Raw genomic sequence first — 18,200 nt, 5'->3', positions numbered from 1 at the left:
ACTAAAAAGCCCTCGTTCTAGTGGCCTACGCCACTGAACGAGGGCTTTTTACTGGCCTAGTAAATAGCAGGGAAGCGCTTGGGGTCAGCCTCTTGCATCATCTCATACACGATGTCGAATACGTCCTCGGCGTTGGGCTTGGAGAAGTAGTCACCATCGGAGCCGTAGGGTGGGCGGTGAGCCTGCGCCGAAAGGCAGCGCGGAGCGGAGTCGAGGAGTTGATAGGCTCCCTGCCCGTCAACTACCTGCTGCATCATGTAGGCCGTTGCACCACCAGGTACGTCTTCGTCGGCAAACAATACCCGGTTGGTCTTGCGAATGCTGTCAGAAATCACCTGCTCAATATCGAAAGGCAATAGGGTCTGCACGTCGATAACCTCCACGGAAATGCCTACTTCCTCCAGTTGCTTGGCGGCGTCCTGCACAATCCGGCACATAGAGCCGTAGGTGACAATAGTCAGGTCTTCCCCCTCCCGAATAACTTCTGGCACGCCCAAAGGCACCGTAAATTCGCCCACGTTTTGCGGAATGCGCTCTTTGAGGCGGTAGCCGTTGAGGCACTCAATCACAATGGCCGGCTCATCGGCCCGCAGCAGCGTGTTATAGAAGCCGGCGGCCTGGGTCATGTCGCGCGGTACGCACAAGTGTATGCCCCTGATGCTGCCCAAAATCATTTGGATGGGTGAGCCGCTGTGCCAGATGCCTTCGAGGCGGTGCCCCCGCGTCCGAACAATGAGCGGAGCCTTCTGGCCACCCTTGGTACGGTACTGCAAGCTGGCCACATCATCACTGAGGATCTGGATGGCGTAGAGCAGATAATCTAGGTACTGAATTTCGGTGATGGGGCGTAGGCCACGCATGGCAGCACCAATGCCCTGCCCCACAATGGTGCACTCCCGAATGCCGGTATCCGTAACGCGCAGCTCCCCAAATTTCTCCTGCAGGCCAGCAAACGCCTGGTTCACGTCGCCGATGCGGCCTACATCTTCGCCGATGGCAAAAATGCGTGGATCGCGGCGGAAGTTGGCTTCAAAGCACGCCTGCAGCACCTCCCGCCCATCTACCTGCGGGGTGTTGGGGGCAAACTCAGCTTTGATCTCTTCGATGTTAAGGGCTGCTTCTTCGCTCTGGCTAAACAAGTAAGAGTTGTAGCGGTCAGCGTTTTCAGCCAAGGCCTGCTCCAGCCAGTTCTGCAGGTCGCGGCGGGCATTGCTGCGCATCGTCCGGACGCGGCGCAACACCCGGCGCACCGTCCGCACCAAATCGGCGCGGATGGGTGCTGGGTTATGAGCCAGCGGCTCCACCAGCTCGTGAATCTGGTGCTCAGTACCGGTTTCAGTCACCAGCTTGTTGAGCAGGGCTACCACCTCGGTGCGCTCCTGCTTAATGGGGTTGAAGAAAGCCTCCCAGGCTGCCACACGAGCCTGTTTAACGGTTTCCTTGGCTTCGTTTTCGATCTGATCCAGCTCCTCCTCCAAAGCTTGGCCTTCAGAGAGCAGCCACTCGCGCATCTTGCGCAAGCAGTCGTGCTCCTCTTCCCAGCTCAGGCGGTCTTTACTCTTGTAGCGTTCGTGTGAGCCGGAAGTACTGTGGCCTTGCGGCTGGGTTACTTCTGTTACGTGAATGAGCACAGGCACGTGCTGGGCGCGGCAGACTTCAGCAGCACGCTGGTAAGTATCAACCAGAGCAGCATAATCCCAGCCTTTTACCACAAATATCTCGAAGCCTTCCTGGCCCTCACCTTCGCGTTGCAGGCCTTTCAGGATTTCTGAAATATTCTGCTTCGTCGTCTGGTACTCAGCCGGCACCGAGATGCCATAGTGGTCGTCCCACACGCTTACCAGCATGGGAATCTGCAGTACGCCGGCTGCATTCAGGGCCTCGAAGAACATACCCTCTGAGGTGCTGGCGTTACCAATAGTCCCGAAGGCTACCTCGTTGCCGTTTACCGAAAACTGCGTCATGGAGTGCAGCTCGGGGTTCTGGCGGTACAGCTTAGAGGCGTAGGCCAGGCCTACGAGGCGCGGCATTTGGCCACCTGTGGGCGAGATATCAGCAGAAGAGTTTTTGCTTTCGGCGAGGTTCTTAAACTGGCCGTCTTCGTCGAGCAGGCGCGTGCCGAAGTGGCCGTTCATGGCGCGGCCAGCCGTGGAGGGCTCTGCCTCTACATCGGGGTGGGCATATAGCTGGGCAAAGTATTGCTGCAGGGTCAGCTCGCCGATGGCCAGCATGAACGTCTGGTCGCGGTAGTAGCCGGAGCGCCAGTCGCCGGCCCGGAAGGCGCGGGCCATGGCCAGCTGCGGAACTTCCTTGCCGTCGCCGAAGATGCCAAACTTGGCCTTGCCCATGAATACTTCTTTGCGCCCCGCCAGCGAGGCCTGCCGGCTTTCCCACCCCAGGCGGTAATCACGAAGCAGTTCTTCTTTGCTTAAGGTGGCAGCAGTGACCATTAAATCGGCAGTTTCAGCGGTGGACATAGAAAGCAGAACGGGTAAAGGTGGGGCGGGTGTTGAGTGGGTGGGAACCGGCTTCCAAGGAAACAGGCCCTCAAAAGTACGGATTTGCCACCGATCCGGCCGTGTGCCGGAGTGTGCCCACTTTGACGGCAGAAAGCAGGGTTTATTAACTATCTTTGACAAAGGGAGCTACATGGTGGCCGCCAGAAGTTGGCCCCGCCAGAAGCGGCGGAATGAGATACTTGTTCCGGTTGTTGACCTCTCGGCTATTGCCTGCCCACCGCGCGTCTCCCTACTCGCAGCAAATTCTAACGCTAAGCTTTTTAATAAGATGAAACACTTGTTCTCGCTGTTAGTAGCCCTGCTTGTGGCCGCAGCTTCGCACGCTCAAGGGGTGTTGCAGTTTGAAAAAGACCTTCACGACTTTGGCAACGTGCCCGAAGGCACCATGGCCACCTACGAGTTCAAGTTCAAGAATACCGGCAACCAGCCCGTTATAATTGCCAACGTGCAGGCCTCCTGTGGCTGTACCACCCCCGACTGGACTAAAACGCCCGTGATGCCCGGTAAAAGCGGTATTGTAAAGGCGGTGTACAGCAGCGCTGGCCGCCCCGGCATCTTCAACAAAACCGTAACGGTAACCAGCAATGCGGCTGCGCCCAGCACCGTGCTTACCATTAAGGGGAACGTGCTGAACAAAGACCAGATTAAGGCCACGCTCACGCCGGCTCAATTGGCCCAGGGCCCCAAGCTCACGCTGGACCGTGCCAGCCACGACTTTGGCAAGATGGAAGCCGGTCAGACGCCCTCGGCGCGCTTCACGGTGAAAAACACCGGTAAACAGGATCTGATACTAAGCGCGGTACAGTCGCAGTGCTATTGCGTGGGCTACAAGGCGGCGCCGGCTCCTATTAAGCCAGGCCAAAGTGCCACCGTTGAGCTGGTATACAACCAGCGTAAACTGGGCCAACAGCAGGAAGTGGTGACCCTCACCAGCAACGACATGCACGGTGACACCAAGCTCACGTTGAAAGCCACTGTAGTGCAGGACCTGAACGCTGGCAGCATGGTGAAGGAAAGTGGCGCCAGTGTGCCATTCAAATAGGCATCTAGCTTAAGGTACAGCAGGATTCTTCTGGGTAAACAAAACGGCCCTTCCCACGCAGTAAAAGCAAACGTAACCACGTTGGCTTCTGCGGTGGGCAGGGCCGTTTCGTTTCTCCGAACGACATTCTTCTTTACCGTGTTACCTCAGCGAATTCCGACTTATCTTTGCCCCCGCTTTTAAAGCGTTCAATCCACCCACCTTCACCCTTCGCTTCAAGTCATGTTAATCGGCGTACCGAAAGAAATTAAGAACAACGAAAACCGCGTAGGCCTCACGCCTGCTGGTGTAGCTGAATTCCGTAAGCACGGCCACGACGTATACGTGCAGGCTACGGCCGGCCTGGGCAGCGGCTTCCAGGATGCCGAATACGAGCAGGCTGGTGCTACCATTCTTCCTACCATCGAGGATGTGTATGCCAAAGCTGAAATGATTGTGAAGGTGAAGGAGCCGATTGCTTCGGAGTACCCCCTCATCAAGGAAAACCAGTTGCTGTTTACCTACTTCCACTTTGCCTCAGGCGAGGAGCTGACCCACGCCATGATTGAGCGCAAGGCGGTTTGCCTGGCCTACGAAACGGTAGAGCTGCCTTCGCGCGCTCTGCCCCTGCTCATTCCTATGAGCGAAGTAGCTGGCCGTATGGCGCCGCAGGAGGGTGCTAAGTACCTCGAGAAGCCCCTGAAAGGCCGTGGCATTCTGCTGGGTGGCGTACCCGGCGTGAAGCCCGCTGAGGTGTTGGTGCTGGGCGCCGGTATTGTGGGCACGCAAGCCGCTAAAATTGCCGCTGGCTTGGGCGCTCAGGTAACCATCATGGACATCAGCCTGAACCGTCTGCGCGAGTTAGATGACTTCATGCCCAAGAACGTGGTAACGCAGTACTCCAACGAGTACAACATCCGTGAAGCCATCAAAACCGCTGACCTCATCATTGGCGCGGTGCTGATTCCGGGCGCGAAGGCTCCCCACCTCATCACCCGCGACATGCTTAAGTCTATGAAGGCCGGCACGGTGCTGGTTGACGTGGCTGTGGACCAGGGCGGTTGCATTGAAACCTGCAAGCCTACTACCCACGAAAACCCCACCTTCATCATCGACGACATTGTGCACTACTGCGTGGCTAACATGCCAGGTGCCGTACCGTATACTTCTACCCTAGCCCTGACCAACGCCACGCTGCCCTACGCGGTGAAACTGGCTAACCTGGGCTGGCAGGAAGCTTGCCGCCGCGACGAGGCTCTGCGCCTCGGCCTGAACGTGGTGCACGGCAAAGTGGTGTACAAAGGTGTAGCCGACGCTTGGGGCCTGCCCCTGGAGACGGTTGAATCTGTAATGGAAGGTGCTATTGCCTAAGCAGCAACAGTAGCCTCTCACTAGAAAAGCCTTCCCGCCCTGATGGTCGGGAAGGCTTTTTCTGTAGCGCGAAGCTCCAGCTTGGCGTTTCTTAGTTACTACTCCGTTTGAACACCGGCTACTGGCAGCTGTTCTACGCAACGCGACGAAGCTGGAGCTTTGCGCTTCTTCCTTATGAAAGGCATCTTATTTACCGGTGGCGAACTAACGGACCTCGTAAGCTTTGCCCGCCTTCCCTCCTACCTGCAAACCTTCCTGCGCGAGCAGAATGGCGTGGTGGCCTACTTCGGTGGCCTACACATCCGGGGGTGCGTGGCGGAGCCTTCCTGGCATTCTCTTGCAGCCGTTTGGCAGGGCGAAAACGCCTTCTGGCGCACCTACGATACAGTAGTAGAAACCGACATCCCGTTTGCGCAGGACTGCGTGGGCAACCAGTTCCTGCTCCGCGGCGACGCTGTGTTGTTTCTCGACACTGAAACCGGAGAGTTGGCCGACCTGGAAGTGGACTTTAAACACTTCCTGTTTGGGGCTGAGAAGTTCCCGCTGGACGCGCTGGGCATGGAGCCGCTGCGGGCGTTTCAGCAGCGCGGTGGCGTGCTGCAACCCGGCCAGCTGCTGAGTCTGTTTCCGCCATTGTGCATTGAAACGGCCCAGCAAAAGCCCCGCGTGCAGCCCCAAACTGTGGTCACCCGCCTGGCCTGGCTGGCCGACCTGTACCGGCAAATCAGAAACCTGCCCGACGGCCAGCACCTGCAACTCAAGCCTCTTCAGGAATAACCGTTACTTGCGCTGATGCTCTCTCCCGTTCTGCGCCTGCTGCTGCGTCGGTTCCTGCTGCTGCTGGGGATTTACCTGCTGCTGCGGTTGGCCTTTTACCTGGCAAACCAAACGGTTTTTCAGGAGGCCACCATTGGTCAAATACTCCTGGCTTTCTGGCATGGCTTCCGCTTTGATATTTCGGCGCTTTTGCTGCTGAATATCCCCTTTTTGGTGCTGTCGTTGGTGCCTAATTTCCACCGCACGTGGCAACGAACCTTGCGGGGAGTATATCTGACCTTAAACGCCATGGGCATGGCGCTTAACTTAGTTGATACGCAGTATTTTAAGTTTATTGGGCGGCGCACCAGCGACGAGCTGTTTACCATTACCGGCGATATTGAGCGGCAGGCCGGGCAACTCGTAGGCCACTATTGGTTTCTGCTGGTTCCGTTTGTGACGCTATTTGGGTTACTCTGGTACCTGTATCCTATGCCCGCCCCAGCCACTGCGGCGCACTACCAACACCCCCGCACCTCGCGGAGCATAGTGCGTACTGGCTTAGAGATTATTGTGGTGGCAGGTTTAGCTGTATTAGGCATCCGAGGTGGCCTACAGCTTAAGCCATTGCGTACGGGCCACGCCTTTATGCAAACGCCACCCGTGCTAGGCCACCTAGCTCTAAACAGCACGTTCACTTTTCTGAAAAGCCTGGGCTACGAGCCGGTAGAGCGCCTTACCTACTTCTCCTCGCACCAGAAGCTGCAAGCGGCGCTGGCAGCCCACATGCCGGCTCCGCGCCCCAATGCCCCACGTGATAACGTGGTGATTCTGCTGGTTGAGAGTTTTGCCTCTGAGTACAATGGTGTTGAAAATGGCGGCCGGGGCTATACCCCGTTTTTCGATTCTCTGGCAACCCAAGGCTTGTTCTTTCGGGAGCACTACGCCAATGGCCGCCGCTCTATTGAGGCGCTGCCGGCAGTACTGGCGGGCTTGCCCTCGCTGATGGAAAGCCCATTCATCACCTCTAACTTCCAGACCGATGAGCTGCACGGACTGGGGGAGCTGCTGGGCAAGCAAGGGTATGCCACCTCAGTGTACCACGGCGCTCAGAATGGTACCATGGGCTTCAATACCTTTTCAGGTATTACGGGCATCCAGAAATACTATGGTTTAGCCGAATACCCTGGCGGCGCCAAGAGCCCCGACTATGATGGGCACTGGGGCATTTTTGATGAGCCCTACCTGCAGTATTTCGCGCAGCAGCTCACCAAACAGTCTGAGCCTTTTTTCTCAACGGTTTTCACGCTGACCTCGCACGAGCCATTTCCGGTGCCTGCCAAGTACAAAGGCAAGTTCAGCCCGGGCAAGCTGCCCATTCACGCCTCCATTGGCTATACCGACTTTGCGCTACGGCAGTTCTTTAAAACGGCGGCGCGTCAGCCTTGGTACCAGCACACTCTATTCATCCTGCTCGCCGACCACACGTCGCAAACCCTGCGGCGCGATTATCAAAACCTGCTCGGTAGCTACAAAACGCCTCTGCTGCTCTTCCGGCCCAATGGTACCCTGCCGGCCGCTGATGTACACCGCATTACCCAGCAAGCGGATGTGCCCGCCACTGTGCTGGATTACCTGGGCATAGCCGCTTCCCAGCAACTGCTGCCCTTCGGCTATTCCGTTTTTGACAGCACCACCACTGGCCGCGCTTTGTTTCTGAGCGGCGGCTCGCATTACCTCGTGCACCACGACTACGTAACCGAATTAACTTCCGATGGTCGGGTTCGGCTCTACCCCTACCGTACGCACTCCATGCCCGCCAGCCCCCTAGCTCACCCCGACCCAGCAAAACTGCGCACCTACGGTAACGAGCTCAAAGCCTGTACCCAGTTTTTCGTTAATGGCCTGGTGGATAACAAGCTATATAAACAGTAATTTAGTGGAGTAGCCTAGGCCACTCCACTAAATTACCACCTCACCATACGCCGGCACTTCCAGCAGGCGCTCATTGGTGCGCTGCTCAAAATCTACGCGCCAACAAAAGTGCTGCAGGCCATTGGTGAGCAGCAGTAGCGGGGCACCTATGGTTTGGTTGTACGTAGCGGCCTGCATGGCAACAGTGGCAGTAATGGCCACGGAGGGAGCTTTGCATTCAACCAGCAATAAGGGCTGGCCATCGGGGCCGAGGGCGCAAAGGTCGGTGCGCTTTTGGCGCTGGTTGTAGCGGTGGCCGCGCTCCAGCGAAAGTAAGCCTTTGGGGTAGCCGCGGTGGTTCATTAAGTAGTGCACCACGTGCTGGCGAACCCATTCTTCGGGGGTTAGTACTACTTGTTTGCGGCGTAATACATCCCAGATCAGCAAATTTTCGCTGGATTTCGTAACTTTGTATTCGAAAGGCGGCAGGTTCAACTCTTGCATCACCTCCAAAGGTACGGCCCAGGACTTCAGTTCCCGCTTTTCGCCCCGTACCGTCGTACCCTCCTGGGTCCCGACGGTTTTTTTGTATCCAATGGGAAAAGATAGTCGGAAGTGAATACTGTTTTTACGTATCTACCGCTTTCTCCTTTCTCTCCCTCCATTTTACACTTTACCATTGCCTATGAAGACTAAATCCGACATTGTCGAGAACTGGCTGCCCCGCTACACCGGCGTACCGCTCAAGGAATTTGGCCAGTACATTCTGCTGACGAACTTCCTCAACTACGTAAATATGTTTGCCGAGCAGTTCGGCGTGGAAGTGCGGGGCCTCGATAAGCCCATGCAAACCGCCACCGCCAACGGCATTACCATCATCAACTTTGGCATGGGCTCTCCCATGGCTGCTACCGTGATGGACTTGCTTTCGGCCGTGAAACCTAAGGCAGCTCTGTTTCTGGGCAAATGCGGTGGTCTGAAAAACAAGACCAAACTCGGCGACCTGATTCTGCCTATCGCGGCCATCCGTGGCGAGGGCACTTCCGATGACTACCTGCCCGCAGAGATTCCGGCGCTGCCTTCGTTCCGCTTGCAGCGGGCCGTATCCTCGATGATCAAGAAGCACGAGAAAGATTACTGGACCGGCACGGTGTACACCACCAACCGCCGCGTGTGGGAGCACGATGAGAACTTCAAGGAGTACCTGCGCCAGATCCGGGCCATGGCCGTGGATATGGAAACGGCTACCATCTTCACGGTAGGCTTCGTAAACGAGATTCCGCATGGTGCGTTGCTGCTTGTTAGCGACAACCCCATGACGCCGGAAGGCGTGAAAACCTCGGAAAGCGACAAGAAGGTGACTACCGACTTTGTAAATGCGCACCTGCAAATTGGTATTGAGTCACTGATGGAGCTAAAGAACTCCGGCGAATCGGTGAAGCACATGCGTTTTGAATAGCTGCTCTGGATTAGCATTACCAAAAGCCTCAGCGCCCAGCGCTGGGGCTTTTTGTTTGTAGCAACAGCGCCAAAGCCACTACTAAGGCAGCGTAGGTACGGCAGGCCACTCATTGCTGCGCTAATACGCCACCAGCACCCCCGAAAACTTACAGCGTATGAAGCTTGCGTTAAAATTTCACAAGCTTCTGATTTCCGTCTACCTTCGGACTTTATCTAGCCACCTGAACACAATTAGCCCCTGAGCAGCAGTCCCACTGCCTTAGCATAACCTTAATTTTGCCATTATCTTTTTTACAGTATGAGCCTTTTCGACTCGAACTATCTTACTATAACGGATATACAGGGCCATAACCTTCTTGCCGGACGCTGGATGCGCTCGGTGATGCCCTTTGAGCTTCACCGGGGCTATAATGCCCTTCTAAACATTGCCGCTGAACGCCACTGCCGTTACTGGATGGTAGATATCAGGCGCCGCTCCAGCCTTGATGCCTTGGATGTGCACTGGATGCACGAGGAGTTTTATCCGCAATTGTACCCACGTTTGGGCCGCACTACGTTCATTGCGTTTCTAATGGCCCCGCACCAACTGGCCGGCGTGATGGCCACTGCGCCGCCCCTTGCTCCGGGCTCTTCTCCCGAAGATCAGCCGTATGTGTTGCAGCGGTTCACGGAAGAAAGACCAGCGCTGGAGTGGCTGCAGCAGCATCAGCAGCTAGAATCAGTAACGCGCTAGTATTGGTAGTGGAGTAGGCACGCTCGTTGTGTACCTTCGCTCTCATGACTCGTTTCCGACTCCTTGCCCTGCTCCCTCTGCTGGGGAGTGTTGGCGGCTGCCAAACCACCAGCCGCCAAGCCGCCGACCTCATTGTGTATAATGCCACGGTGTATACCGTTGACTCGGCCTTTAGTAAAGCCCAGGCCTTTGCTGTGCAGGATGGCAGGTTTGTGGGTGTGGGCTCCGCCGATGACATCCGGAGTAAGTTTCAGGCAAAGAAGGAAGTGGATGCGCAGGGGCAGTTTGTGTACCCAGGCTTTTATGATGCGCACTGCCACTTCTACCGCTACGCCCTGGGCCTGCGCGATGCTGATTTGGTAGGCACAGAATCGTGGGGGGCAGTGGTGCAGAAGCTGCAGACTCAGCGCCAGCAGTACCCCCAAGCCGCCTGGATTACGGGCCGCGGCTGGGACCAGAACGACTGGCCTGGCAAGCAGTTTCCGACCAAGGACACCTTGGATGCCCTCTTCCCCAACACGCCCGTGTTTATTGTGCGGGTAGATGGGCACGCGGCCTTGGTCAATCAAAAAGCATTGGATCTGGCGGGCGTCACGAAGAACACTCCCATCAGTGGCGGTACCATTACCAAAGATGCCCGTGGTAACCTGACTGGCCTACTGGTAGATAATGCAGTGCGCTTGGTGTCGGGTAAGATTCCGGAGCCCACGGCTGCCGAAGCGGATGCTGCTCTGCTGGCAGCCCAGAAAAATTGCGTGGCCGTGGGCCTTACCAGTCTTGCCGATGCGGGTCTCGACAAAGCTAACGTAGACCGGCTGGATGCGCTGCAGCAGCAAGGCAAACTGAAGCTGCGCCTGTACACCATGCTGGCGCCCACCAAGGAAAACCTGGATTTCTACCTCAAAAACGGACCCATATTTAAGGACCGCCTGACGGTGTGCTCATTCAAGGTATACGCTGACGGAGCCCTGGGCTCGCGCGGGGCCTGCCTGCTCCACCCTTACACGGATAAGCCCCAGGAAACTGGTTTCTTGCTTTCCTCTATTGCCGACTACCGCAAACTAGCCCAGCAGTTAGCCGCCAGCAAGTTCCAGATGAATACCCACGCCATCGGTGACTCCAGCAACCGCCTGCTGCTGGATATCTATGGGGAGGCGCTAAAAGGTCAGAAAGACCGGCGCTGGCGCATTGAGCACGCCCAGGTGGTCAGCAAGGCCGATGTTCCTAAATTTGGGCAGTACGGTATTGTGCCCTCAGTGCAGCCTACCCACGCTACTTCTGATATGTACTGGGCCGGAGAGCGGCTAGGCCAGGAGCGCCTGAAAACGGCCTATGCTTTCAACGACCTGCGCAAGCAATATGGGCAAGTAGCCATAGGCTCCGACTTTCCCGTGGAAGATATTAACCCCCTCTACGGCTTCCACTCGGCCGTGGCCCGGCAGGATGCCAAGAACTATCCGGCCGGCGGCTTCCAGATGGAAAACGCCCTGAGCCGCCCTGATGCCCTGCGCGGCATGACTACCTGGGCCGCTCACGCTGCCTTCGAAGACAAGCAGAAAGGCAGCATCAGGCCTGGCATGGCCGCCGACTTTGTGGTGCTGGGTATTGATTTGCTGGAGGCGTCCAAAGAGAAGCTGCGCAACGCCAAAGTGCAGCAGACCTGGATTGCCGGCGAGCAGGTTTTTCAAGCAAAATAAACTAGCCTAGAACAGAGTGGCCCGTCATCCTGAGTCAGGATGACGGGCCACTCTGTTTATACAGCTTAGATAGCCGCTGGCTTAGCGCTGGGGTGCCTCGTCGGCTGAGCCCCCATAAATGGCGGGCACCGGAATATCAAGCAGGCGCAAGTACACGGAAAGTTGGCCGCGGTGATGAATAAGGTGGTTGAGAACCAACGTGCGAGCAACTACGGAGCGAGGAATCGTCATGAACACCTGCTCGCCCCGCCGCATCGTCCAGAGGTCGTGGAAGGTGGCATCATCCACCTGGCCTAGCGCCTTCTGAATGTTCTCAGAATTCACATCGAAGCGGCGCAGCACTTCATCCGTAGTAGTCGGCGACTCGGGCATCTTTACGGTAGCCATATCCGTTTCAGAGCCCTGCAACGACATTTCCAGGAAACCTACCAGGTTGGCTATGTGCGAAGCCAGCGTGCCAATTTTCATGGACTTGGCATGCGGCTGCCAGTTAAACTGCTCACTAGGCACCCGCTCTAGCAGGCGGCGCGTAAGGTGTAGCTCATGTTTCAGTTCCTGGCTGAGGGCAGCTTGTAGAGAAGTAGTAGGTGCTTCCATGGGGTAGGTTTAGGGTGGAGTTTGTGCTATGCGTAACTGTTAGATGCTGCATAGATTTTGCCAAGCAAGTAACAGCCTGCTCCCGAAGGAGGCAAGCTTTCGTACGAGGATGCTCGGTATTAATTAATTCATAATGCAAGCAGGCCTAGCCTTTGGTGGCGGGCATCCCAATGTTTGGGGTAGCAGGTGGTGGACCAATGGCGGCAGCTTCCGGTGTTTGATCATCGCGTAGCTTTTTACCGCGCAGAGTGAGCAGAAACACTAGGCCTAGTATGAAGAACACAATCAGGGAAAGAATGCTATTACGCATAGAGCCGGTGATTTGAGCAATTATGCCAAATACAGCCGTTCCAATTACAATGCTAAGCTTCTCCGTAACATCAAAAAAGCTAAAAAAAGCAGCCGTGTTGGGGGTATTCTCCGGGATAATCTTGGAGTACGTGCTGCGCGAAAGACTCTGAATAGCTCCCATGGTAAGGCCAATTACGGAGGCCAGCGCATAGAAGCTCCAGCCTGCCTGCACAAAGTAGCCCGCTACGCAAATGCACATCCAAATGAATACCGACCAGCTCAATGCCCGCGTGTTACCAATACGCTCAGAAAGCTTGGCAAATAAATAAGCCCCCAGTATGCCAACCACCTGCAACAGCAGAATGGTAATGATGAGGGCGGTGCTTTCGAGGTGCAACTCTTTATCACCGAAGATGGTGGCCACGTACATCACTGTCTGGACACCCATGTTATAGGTGAAATAGGCTAGCAGAAAGCGTTTCAGATTAGGGAGCTGCTTGAGTTGGTCCCACACCTTGCCCAGCTCCCGAAATCCGTTCAGTAACCACCCTGAATCATCAGCGCCTGCGCTGGCAGTACGGCCTGGGTCGGCGGGGAGAGTGAAGAAAGGGATTTGCGCAAAACCGGCCCACCAGATACCCGTTAGCAGAAAGGAAATGCGGGCTGGCAACCGAGCTCCTTCTGGCGTAGAGGCATTAATGCCCACCAGATCAGGAAATTGGTTAATAACTAAGCAGATTATCAGCAGCAACACGGAGCCAATGTAGCCCATGGAAAAGCCGCGTGCAGAAAGGGAATCGTACTTCTCTTCTGACGAAATCAGGGGCAGGTAGCTATTGTAAAACACAATAGATCCTGAGAAGCCGAAGGTAGCTGCAATGAAGATAAATGTGCTAAGCGTAAGGGTATCGGGCGTAAAAAGGAACAGCGCAGCACAGGAAGCCGCCCCTATGTAGCAGAAGATCTGCATGAACAGTTTCTTACGCCCTGAGAAATCAGCTAGTGAGGTAAGGAATGGGCTCACCAAGGCTACCAGCAGGAAAGCCGCCGAAATAGCATACGTCAGTAGAGAAGATCCTGGTACTTCAAACCCTAGGAAGTTTACGACGTCGGTTTCAGGACTGAGCGTTTTGGTGATGGCACCCCAGTAAATTGGGAAAATAGAGCTGGTAATTACCAGCGGATATACTGAGTTAGCCCAGTCGTAGAACGTCCAGCCGCGGGTAATGCGCTTGTCGTCCTTCGGAATGGCATCGAAAGAGGCATCCGGCGTAGCGGCCGAAACCGAGGCAGTTGTCATAGGGGCAATAGTTGAGGTGAGTGCACCGGGCAAGATAACGGGATTCTGTGGTTGCGGTTGCCTGGCTGTTTTTAGCGCACCGTTACCTTACTGGCCTAGTGGGTGGTGGTAGCTTATTTAGGGTAGCTCAGGTGCCAATGGGCTAGTGGGCTGGGCCAATGGATGAACTACCTGGTTGGTTCAGGAGCGCTTTGTACTGCTCCTCCGTATCCACATCCACTGCGCCTTCCGGGAATAAGACTGAGGCCACTAGCTCAGGGCGCTGCTTGAAGATCTGGCCCGCGCCCGCGCCCGAAGGCAACTGCCGCAGTAACCCCAGCACTTCCCAGCTGAAAAAGGCTGGCACGCCGCGCACGCCATCATATTCTGATGCTACAATGGGCTGGCTTGTGGCCTCGTGCTTCTGCACGAGGCGGCGGAGCAGCTCCGGCGTTACGTGGGGCTGGTCGCAGAGTATAATTAGTAAGCTCCTCCAGGTAGCGCACAAGCTTTCCAGCACCGCTAGGCCATATTTTATAGAAGCTCCCATACCTTCGGCCCATGTGACACAGCGCACGGTGGCTACTGGTAAGTTGGCAAGCTCCGGCAATAGCTCTTCGTGCAAGGCTCCTGTCACTACTAGCACAGGGGCGCCGGCAGCAGCCGCAACGGCGGTTTCGGCGGCTCGGCGGAGGAGCGTTTTTCCTTCGTATTGTAATAATTGCTTGGGGCGCCCAAGGCGGGAGGAAGATCCTGCGGCTAATACTAGAATGGCAGGCATAGGGGCACTACTGGAATGGGCATTTGGGGGAGGCGGAAACTACAATTCACACGTGGCATCTACTCGCCCAATGGCTTCCAAAGGCCCATCGGCGTGCAGCGTAGGATGAATTGGGTGCGGCGAATCACGCAGGAATCCGGCTGGGCGGCCGGTAAGCACCGCCTGTATTTCAGCTATGATAGACAGCGCAATTTCTTCGGGCGTTTCGGCGCCTAAATTTAGCCCAATAGGGCTGTATAAGCGCCCCTGCAAGCGTTGCGCAGCATCGGGCACTTCCTTCGTCAGATCCATCAGAAGACGGTCGTATTTCTTGCGCGGCCCCAGTAGGCCTATGTATTGGGTGGGAGCGTCCAGCAGATGGCGCAACACGGCCAAGTCATAATAATAATTGTGCGTCATGAGCAGGGCAAAGCTCCTGTTGTGCGGCTCCGCGCTTACTTGCGCCAGCGGTACTACTTGCACCACTTCCGCTTCGGGAAAACGCGCTAGAGCCGCTTGCGCGGGTCGGCCATCTTGCACTTGCACCCGCCAGCCTAGGCCACTAGCTAAGCGCACCACGGGCTGCACATCGTTGCCGGCCCCGTAAATTGTGAGGCGCACGGGAGGCCGCAAAATTTCTAGGCACACGCGCACGGTAACCTCTCCGGCCGCATACTGCCGTGTGGCGGGTTGGCCAGCTGCCAGAGCAGCTTGAGCATCGGTCAAGATGGCATCGTGTAAAGCAGTACCCGCTGCTAGGCCACCTTGCACGTTACCATCAGAAGTCAGCAGTAACCGCTCCCCCACTCTTGCCGGTGAGGTACTGCCAGTCAGGCTGAACACGGTGGCCACAACGGCCGGTGCCTCTACTCCCTCGGCCCAGCGCCGCAGCAGTTCCAGTGGATTATCAGCGTTTTGGAAGTCAAGGGGTTCCAATAGGATCTGCACTATACCCTGGCAACCCAATGCGGCTCCAAACTGCAAATCGTCGTCGGGGTCAGTGGAGTCGTAGGTTACGATAGTGGGCTTACCCCGCTGAATGGTTTGCCGGGCTCTTCTACGTGCATCGCCTTCCAGGCAGCCCCCGCTGATAGCGCCCGTAAGCTGGCCGTCTTCCGTTACCAGCATGCGGGCGCCGGGCCTACGGTACGCCGAGCCCGCCACATCTACCACCGAGGCTAATGCGCAGGCGCGGTTTGCGGCGCGATGTTCGTCGTAAGCCAGTAAAAGTCGTTGTAATTCAGTCATGATAAGCAGTGGCTTGCCTCGGCAGTTGTGTACGCAAAAGTGCCGTGCAAGGCTACCAGTTTACTTTTAAAGGCATTATAAACCTATAGACTCTAACTCCAAGGCGCCATAACATACTACTGAGTGCAGTTGCCACAACTACGCTGGTTTACTGCAGAGTTGCGGCAACTGTACTCAGTATAATCGTCTTGCAGCATCACTCACCAAGTGGCCTATACCGGCGTGGCGCCCAATATTTTATCAGGAGTGATAGGCAGGCTCCGTACTCGCTTACCGGTGGCATGGAATACGGCATTGGCTACGGCAGCGGCTACGCCGACCATAGAAATCTCTCCTATGCCTTTCACGCCCATAGCGTTGATGAAAGGGTCATGCTCCTCAATAAACTCCACCTGCATATCCGGAATATCGGCATTGACGGGAATGTGGTAGTCGGCGAGGTTGGAGTTGGTGTAACGCGCAAAGTTTTCATCGCGCACCGTTCTCTCCATCAGGGCACACCCTATCCCAAATATGCTGCCGCCAATGATTTGGCTCCGCGCCGTTTTAGCGTTCAGAATACGGCCGGCTGCGTGCACGCTCACCCAGCGGGTTACGCGCACAGTGCCCAACTCAGGGTTAACCTTCACTTCGCAGAAGTGCGCGCCAAAAGAATGCATTGAGTGACCCGCCATGTCGTCCTGGTGGCCGGAGTCGGCGGGGCCTGCAGCCCGCCCCGACTCATAGCCGGCTCCGTACTTGCCGTGGCCGCTGCCTTCTATATCGGGGGTTTCATTGCGTTTCATCAGGGTTGCGTAGTCTTCCCCCTTTGCCTTATTGGCCTTGAGCACCAGGCGGCCGTTTTCCACTACTACATCAGTGGGCTTAGCCCGGAACAGCGGCGACTTCTTATCCTGAACGGCCAGCTTTATCAGCTTCTGCCACACATCCTGAGCCGCCACGTAGATAGAGGATGATACGGTGCCCGCGGCCACTGAGCCCCCGGAGTTAGGGGCCGTGGGTAGCTTGGTGTCGCCGAGCTCGAACCGCACCTTATCAGGGGTGAGCCACAGCGCATCAGCGGCTACCTGAGTCATCACAGTGTAGGTGCCCGTACCCAAATCGGTGGCGCCGGTTTGCACCAGGGCGTGCCCATCGGCGTAGAGGCGCACCCTCGCCGTGCCTTGGTTGTTGTGCACGGGGTAGCTGGCCGTAGCCATGCCCCAGCCCACCAGCAGATTGCCGTCGCGGGTGGCACCGGCCTTGGGGTTGCGCTTGCTCCAGCCAAACAGCTCGGCCCCACGGGCGTAGCATTGCTTCAGGCTTTTGCTCGACCACGGCTTGTTGTTGCTGTAATCCTTATCGGCGTAGTTCAACAGCCGGATTTCCAGTGGATCGATACCCACCTGATAGGCCAGATCATCCATGGAGCACTCAATGGCGAACGAGCCGGGCGCCTCGCCAGGAGCCCGCATAAACGTAGAGGTCATCACGTTGGCACGGGCCAGCTGATAGGTAGCCTCAAATGTGGGGCAGCTGTACAGCAGATTAATGATGCGGCTGTTTGGCTCGGCGTAATTGTCCCAAGGTGAGGTGGTGGAGGTTTTCTCGTGAATAATGGCCAGTAGCTTGCCCTCCTTGGTTGCCCCAACTTTCAGGGTTTGGGTTTGGTCTTCGCGATGGCCCATGCTGGTAAACATCTGTGGGCGCGTGAGCGAGAGTTTAACGGGCCGGCCCACAGCGCGGGCAGCTTGCACGGTAAGCACCGTGTGGGGCCAGGTAGAGCCTTTGCAGCCAAACCCGCCCCCCAAGTATTTGGTAACCACCCGCACCTGTTCAGCCGCCAGGCCTAGCATGGTGCTCAGGGCCTTCTGCGTTCGGGTCACGCCTTGGGTAGACTCGTACACCGTGAGGCGGTCAGGGGCTTCCCAGTGGGCCGTGGTAGCGCCAGGCTCCATAGGATTGTGGTGGTTGATGGCGTGCGTATAGGTGTGCGTGAGCTGCACGGGAGCGGCAGCAAAAGCCGCCTTAGGGTTCCCGCGCACGGTATGCCCATCGGTTTTGCCATCCTGCACTTTCTGCGGGTCAAATAGCTCCGCTCGGAGGTCTTCATACGAGGCCAGGGGCTTCTCAGCGGCCATCTGTACTCGTACCAGCGCTGCGGCATGCTGAGCGCGCTCCAAAGTATCGGCCACAATAACGGCAACGGGTTGCCCGGCATAATGCACCTGGTCGGAGGTCAGGGGTAGGAAACCCATTGGCGCTCCAATTGCTTTCTTACCCTCCGGGCTGTTGGGCGTTTTGGCAAGCTGAGGTATGTTCTGATGAGTCAGAATAGCCAGTACCCCTGGCTCTTTCTGCGCGGCGCTTATATCAATGCTCTGGATACGGCCCTTGGCTACGTCACTGGTCTTGAGCACCGCGTGTACCAAGCCAGGCAGGCTGTTGTACTCCGCAGAATATTTTGCCTGGCCAGTCACTTTCGCCCGACCATCTACGCGGTCTAGGGGCTGCCCTACCGAGCCGGCTTTAGGGTTGGTTTCAAAGAATGCTGGTTCGTTATCCATGGGGAAA

General features: G+C 56.5%; 14 protein-coding genes. 7 read left to right on the top strand and 7 right to left on the bottom strand.

What is annotated here, in order from left to right; translation table 11 throughout:
* Positions 1-56 precede the first annotated feature (56 nt).
* On the bottom strand, positions 57-2,477 hold the full coding sequence (locus HMJ29_RS14785) for an alpha-ketoacid dehydrogenase subunit alpha/beta (protein WP_171592216.1): 2,421 nt from the start codon (positions 2,475-2,477) through the stop codon (positions 57-59).
* Between the two features lie 310 nt (positions 2,478-2,787).
* Here HMJ29_RS14785 and HMJ29_RS14780 point away from each other — a divergent pair, with 310 nt between their 5' ends.
* The 4 genes from HMJ29_RS14780 to HMJ29_RS14765 all read left to right on the top strand — a co-directional run bounded on the left by HMJ29_RS14780 (position 2,788) and on the right by HMJ29_RS14765 (position 7,602).
* Entirely contained in the window at positions 2,788-3,561 is a 774-nt protein-coding gene (locus HMJ29_RS14780) for a DUF1573 domain-containing protein (RefSeq protein ID WP_171592215.1), read from the top strand.
* 222 nt (positions 3,562-3,783) lie between these two features.
* The gene (ald, locus tag HMJ29_RS14775; RefSeq protein ID WP_171592214.1) at positions 3,784-4,911 is read left to right on the top strand and encodes an alanine dehydrogenase; all 1,128 of its coding nucleotides are present in this window, start codon (positions 3,784-3,786) and stop codon (positions 4,909-4,911) included.
* Positions 4,912-5,085: 174 nt separating this feature from the next.
* Entirely contained in the window at positions 5,086-5,688 is a 603-nt protein-coding gene (locus tag HMJ29_RS14770) for an SMI1/KNR4 family protein (RefSeq protein ID WP_171592213.1), read from the top strand.
* Positions 5,689-5,703: 15 nt separating this feature from the next.
* Positions 5,704-7,602, top strand: a complete 1,899-nt coding sequence (locus HMJ29_RS14765) for an LTA synthase family protein (RefSeq protein WP_171592212.1) — start codon at positions 5,704-5,706, stop codon at positions 7,600-7,602.
* A gap of 27 nt (positions 7,603-7,629) precedes the next feature.
* On the opposite strand, the gene HMJ29_RS14760 is transcribed toward HMJ29_RS14765, so the two are convergent.
* Positions 7,630-8,085, bottom strand: coding sequence for a type I restriction enzyme HsdR N-terminal domain-containing protein (locus tag HMJ29_RS14760; RefSeq protein WP_171592211.1), 456 nt, complete (start codon positions 8,083-8,085; stop codon positions 7,630-7,632).
* A gap of 181 nt (positions 8,086-8,266) precedes the next feature.
* Here HMJ29_RS14760 and HMJ29_RS14755 point away from each other — a divergent pair, with 181 nt between their 5' ends.
* The 3 genes from HMJ29_RS14755 (at position 8,267) to HMJ29_RS14745 (ending at position 11,472) form a co-directional block, all read left to right on the top strand.
* On the top strand, positions 8,267-9,040 hold the full coding sequence (locus HMJ29_RS14755; RefSeq protein ID WP_171592210.1) for an AMP nucleosidase: 774 nt from the start codon (positions 8,267-8,269) through the stop codon (positions 9,038-9,040).
* A 300-nt stretch (positions 9,041-9,340) separates the two neighbouring features.
* Positions 9,341-9,775, top strand: a complete 435-nt coding sequence (locus HMJ29_RS14750; protein WP_171592209.1) for a hypothetical protein — start codon at positions 9,341-9,343, stop codon at positions 9,773-9,775.
* A 44-nt stretch (positions 9,776-9,819) separates the two neighbouring features.
* Positions 9,820-11,472, top strand: coding sequence for an amidohydrolase (locus HMJ29_RS14745; RefSeq protein WP_171592208.1), 1,653 nt, complete (start codon positions 9,820-9,822; stop codon positions 11,470-11,472).
* Between the two features lie 81 nt (positions 11,473-11,553).
* Here HMJ29_RS14745 and HMJ29_RS14740 read toward each other — a convergent pair whose 3' ends face one another.
* The 5 genes from HMJ29_RS14740 to HMJ29_RS14720 form a co-directional block, all read right to left on the bottom strand.
* Positions 11,554-12,069: a DinB family protein gene (locus HMJ29_RS14740; protein ID WP_171592207.1), complete on the bottom strand. Its 516-nt coding sequence runs from the start codon at positions 12,067-12,069 to the stop codon at positions 11,554-11,556.
* A 145-nt stretch (positions 12,070-12,214) separates the two neighbouring features.
* Positions 12,215-13,660 (bottom strand): MFS transporter, encoded by a 1,446-nt coding sequence (locus HMJ29_RS14735; RefSeq protein WP_171592206.1) that lies wholly within the window; start codon positions 13,658-13,660, stop codon positions 12,215-12,217.
* A gap of 142 nt (positions 13,661-13,802) precedes the next feature.
* Positions 13,803-14,420 (bottom strand): nucleotidyltransferase family protein, encoded by a 618-nt coding sequence (locus HMJ29_RS14730; protein WP_171592205.1) that lies wholly within the window; start codon positions 14,418-14,420, stop codon positions 13,803-13,805.
* A 39-nt stretch (positions 14,421-14,459) separates the two neighbouring features.
* Positions 14,460-15,647, bottom strand: coding sequence for an XdhC family protein (locus HMJ29_RS14725; RefSeq protein ID WP_171592204.1), 1,188 nt, complete (start codon positions 15,645-15,647; stop codon positions 14,460-14,462).
* Positions 15,648-15,859: 212 nt separating this feature from the next.
* Positions 15,860-18,193: a xanthine dehydrogenase family protein molybdopterin-binding subunit gene (locus tag HMJ29_RS14720; RefSeq protein WP_171592203.1), complete on the bottom strand. Its 2,334-nt coding sequence runs from the start codon at positions 18,191-18,193 to the stop codon at positions 15,860-15,862.
* Between the last annotated feature and the right edge of the window lie 7 nt (positions 18,194-18,200).

Source organism: Hymenobacter taeanensis, assembly GCF_013137895.1.
Classification (GTDB): Bacteria; Bacteroidota; Bacteroidia; order Cytophagales; family Hymenobacteraceae; genus Hymenobacter; species Hymenobacter taeanensis.
Note: the sequence above shows the minus strand (reverse complement) of the source record. Positions and strands in the feature narration are given on the sequence as shown.

What these genes read in the sequence shown, in the direction of transcription:
- HMJ29_RS14785 (WP_171592216.1), bottom strand. Translation starts at nt 2,477, where the DNA reads ATGTCCACCGCTGAAACTGCCGATTTAATGGTCACTGCTGCCACCTTA.
- HMJ29_RS14780 (WP_171592215.1), top strand. Translation starts at nt 2,788, where the DNA reads ATGAAACACTTGTTCTCGCTGTTAGTAGCCCTGCTTGTGGCCGCAGCT.
- ald (WP_171592214.1), top strand. Translation starts at nt 3,784, where the DNA reads ATGTTAATCGGCGTACCGAAAGAAATTAAGAACAACGAAAACCGCGTA.
- HMJ29_RS14770 (WP_171592213.1), top strand. Translation starts at nt 5,086, where the DNA reads ATGAAAGGCATCTTATTTACCGGTGGCGAACTAACGGACCTCGTAAGC.
- HMJ29_RS14765 (WP_171592212.1), top strand. Translation starts at nt 5,704, where the DNA reads ATGCTCTCTCCCGTTCTGCGCCTGCTGCTGCGTCGGTTCCTGCTGCTG.
- HMJ29_RS14760 (WP_171592211.1), bottom strand. Translation starts at nt 8,085, where the DNA reads ATGCAAGAGTTGAACCTGCCGCCTTTCGAATACAAAGTTACGAAATCC.
- HMJ29_RS14755 (WP_171592210.1), top strand. Translation starts at nt 8,267, where the DNA reads ATGAAGACTAAATCCGACATTGTCGAGAACTGGCTGCCCCGCTACACC.
- HMJ29_RS14750 (WP_171592209.1), top strand. Translation starts at nt 9,341, where the DNA reads ATGAGCCTTTTCGACTCGAACTATCTTACTATAACGGATATACAGGGC.
- HMJ29_RS14745 (WP_171592208.1), top strand. Translation starts at nt 9,820, where the DNA reads ATGACTCGTTTCCGACTCCTTGCCCTGCTCCCTCTGCTGGGGAGTGTT.
- HMJ29_RS14740 (WP_171592207.1), bottom strand. Translation starts at nt 12,069, where the DNA reads ATGGAAGCACCTACTACTTCTCTACAAGCTGCCCTCAGCCAGGAACTG.
- HMJ29_RS14735 (WP_171592206.1), bottom strand. Translation starts at nt 13,660, where the DNA reads ATGACAACTGCCTCGGTTTCGGCCGCTACGCCGGATGCCTCTTTCGAT.
- HMJ29_RS14730 (WP_171592205.1), bottom strand. Translation starts at nt 14,420, where the DNA reads ATGCCTGCCATTCTAGTATTAGCCGCAGGATCTTCCTCCCGCCTTGGG.
- HMJ29_RS14725 (WP_171592204.1), bottom strand. Translation starts at nt 15,647, where the DNA reads ATGACTGAATTACAACGACTTTTACTGGCTTACGACGAACATCGCGCC.
- HMJ29_RS14720 (WP_171592203.1), bottom strand. Translation starts at nt 18,193, where the DNA reads ATGGATAACGAACCAGCATTCTTTGAAACCAACCCTAAAGCCGGCTCG.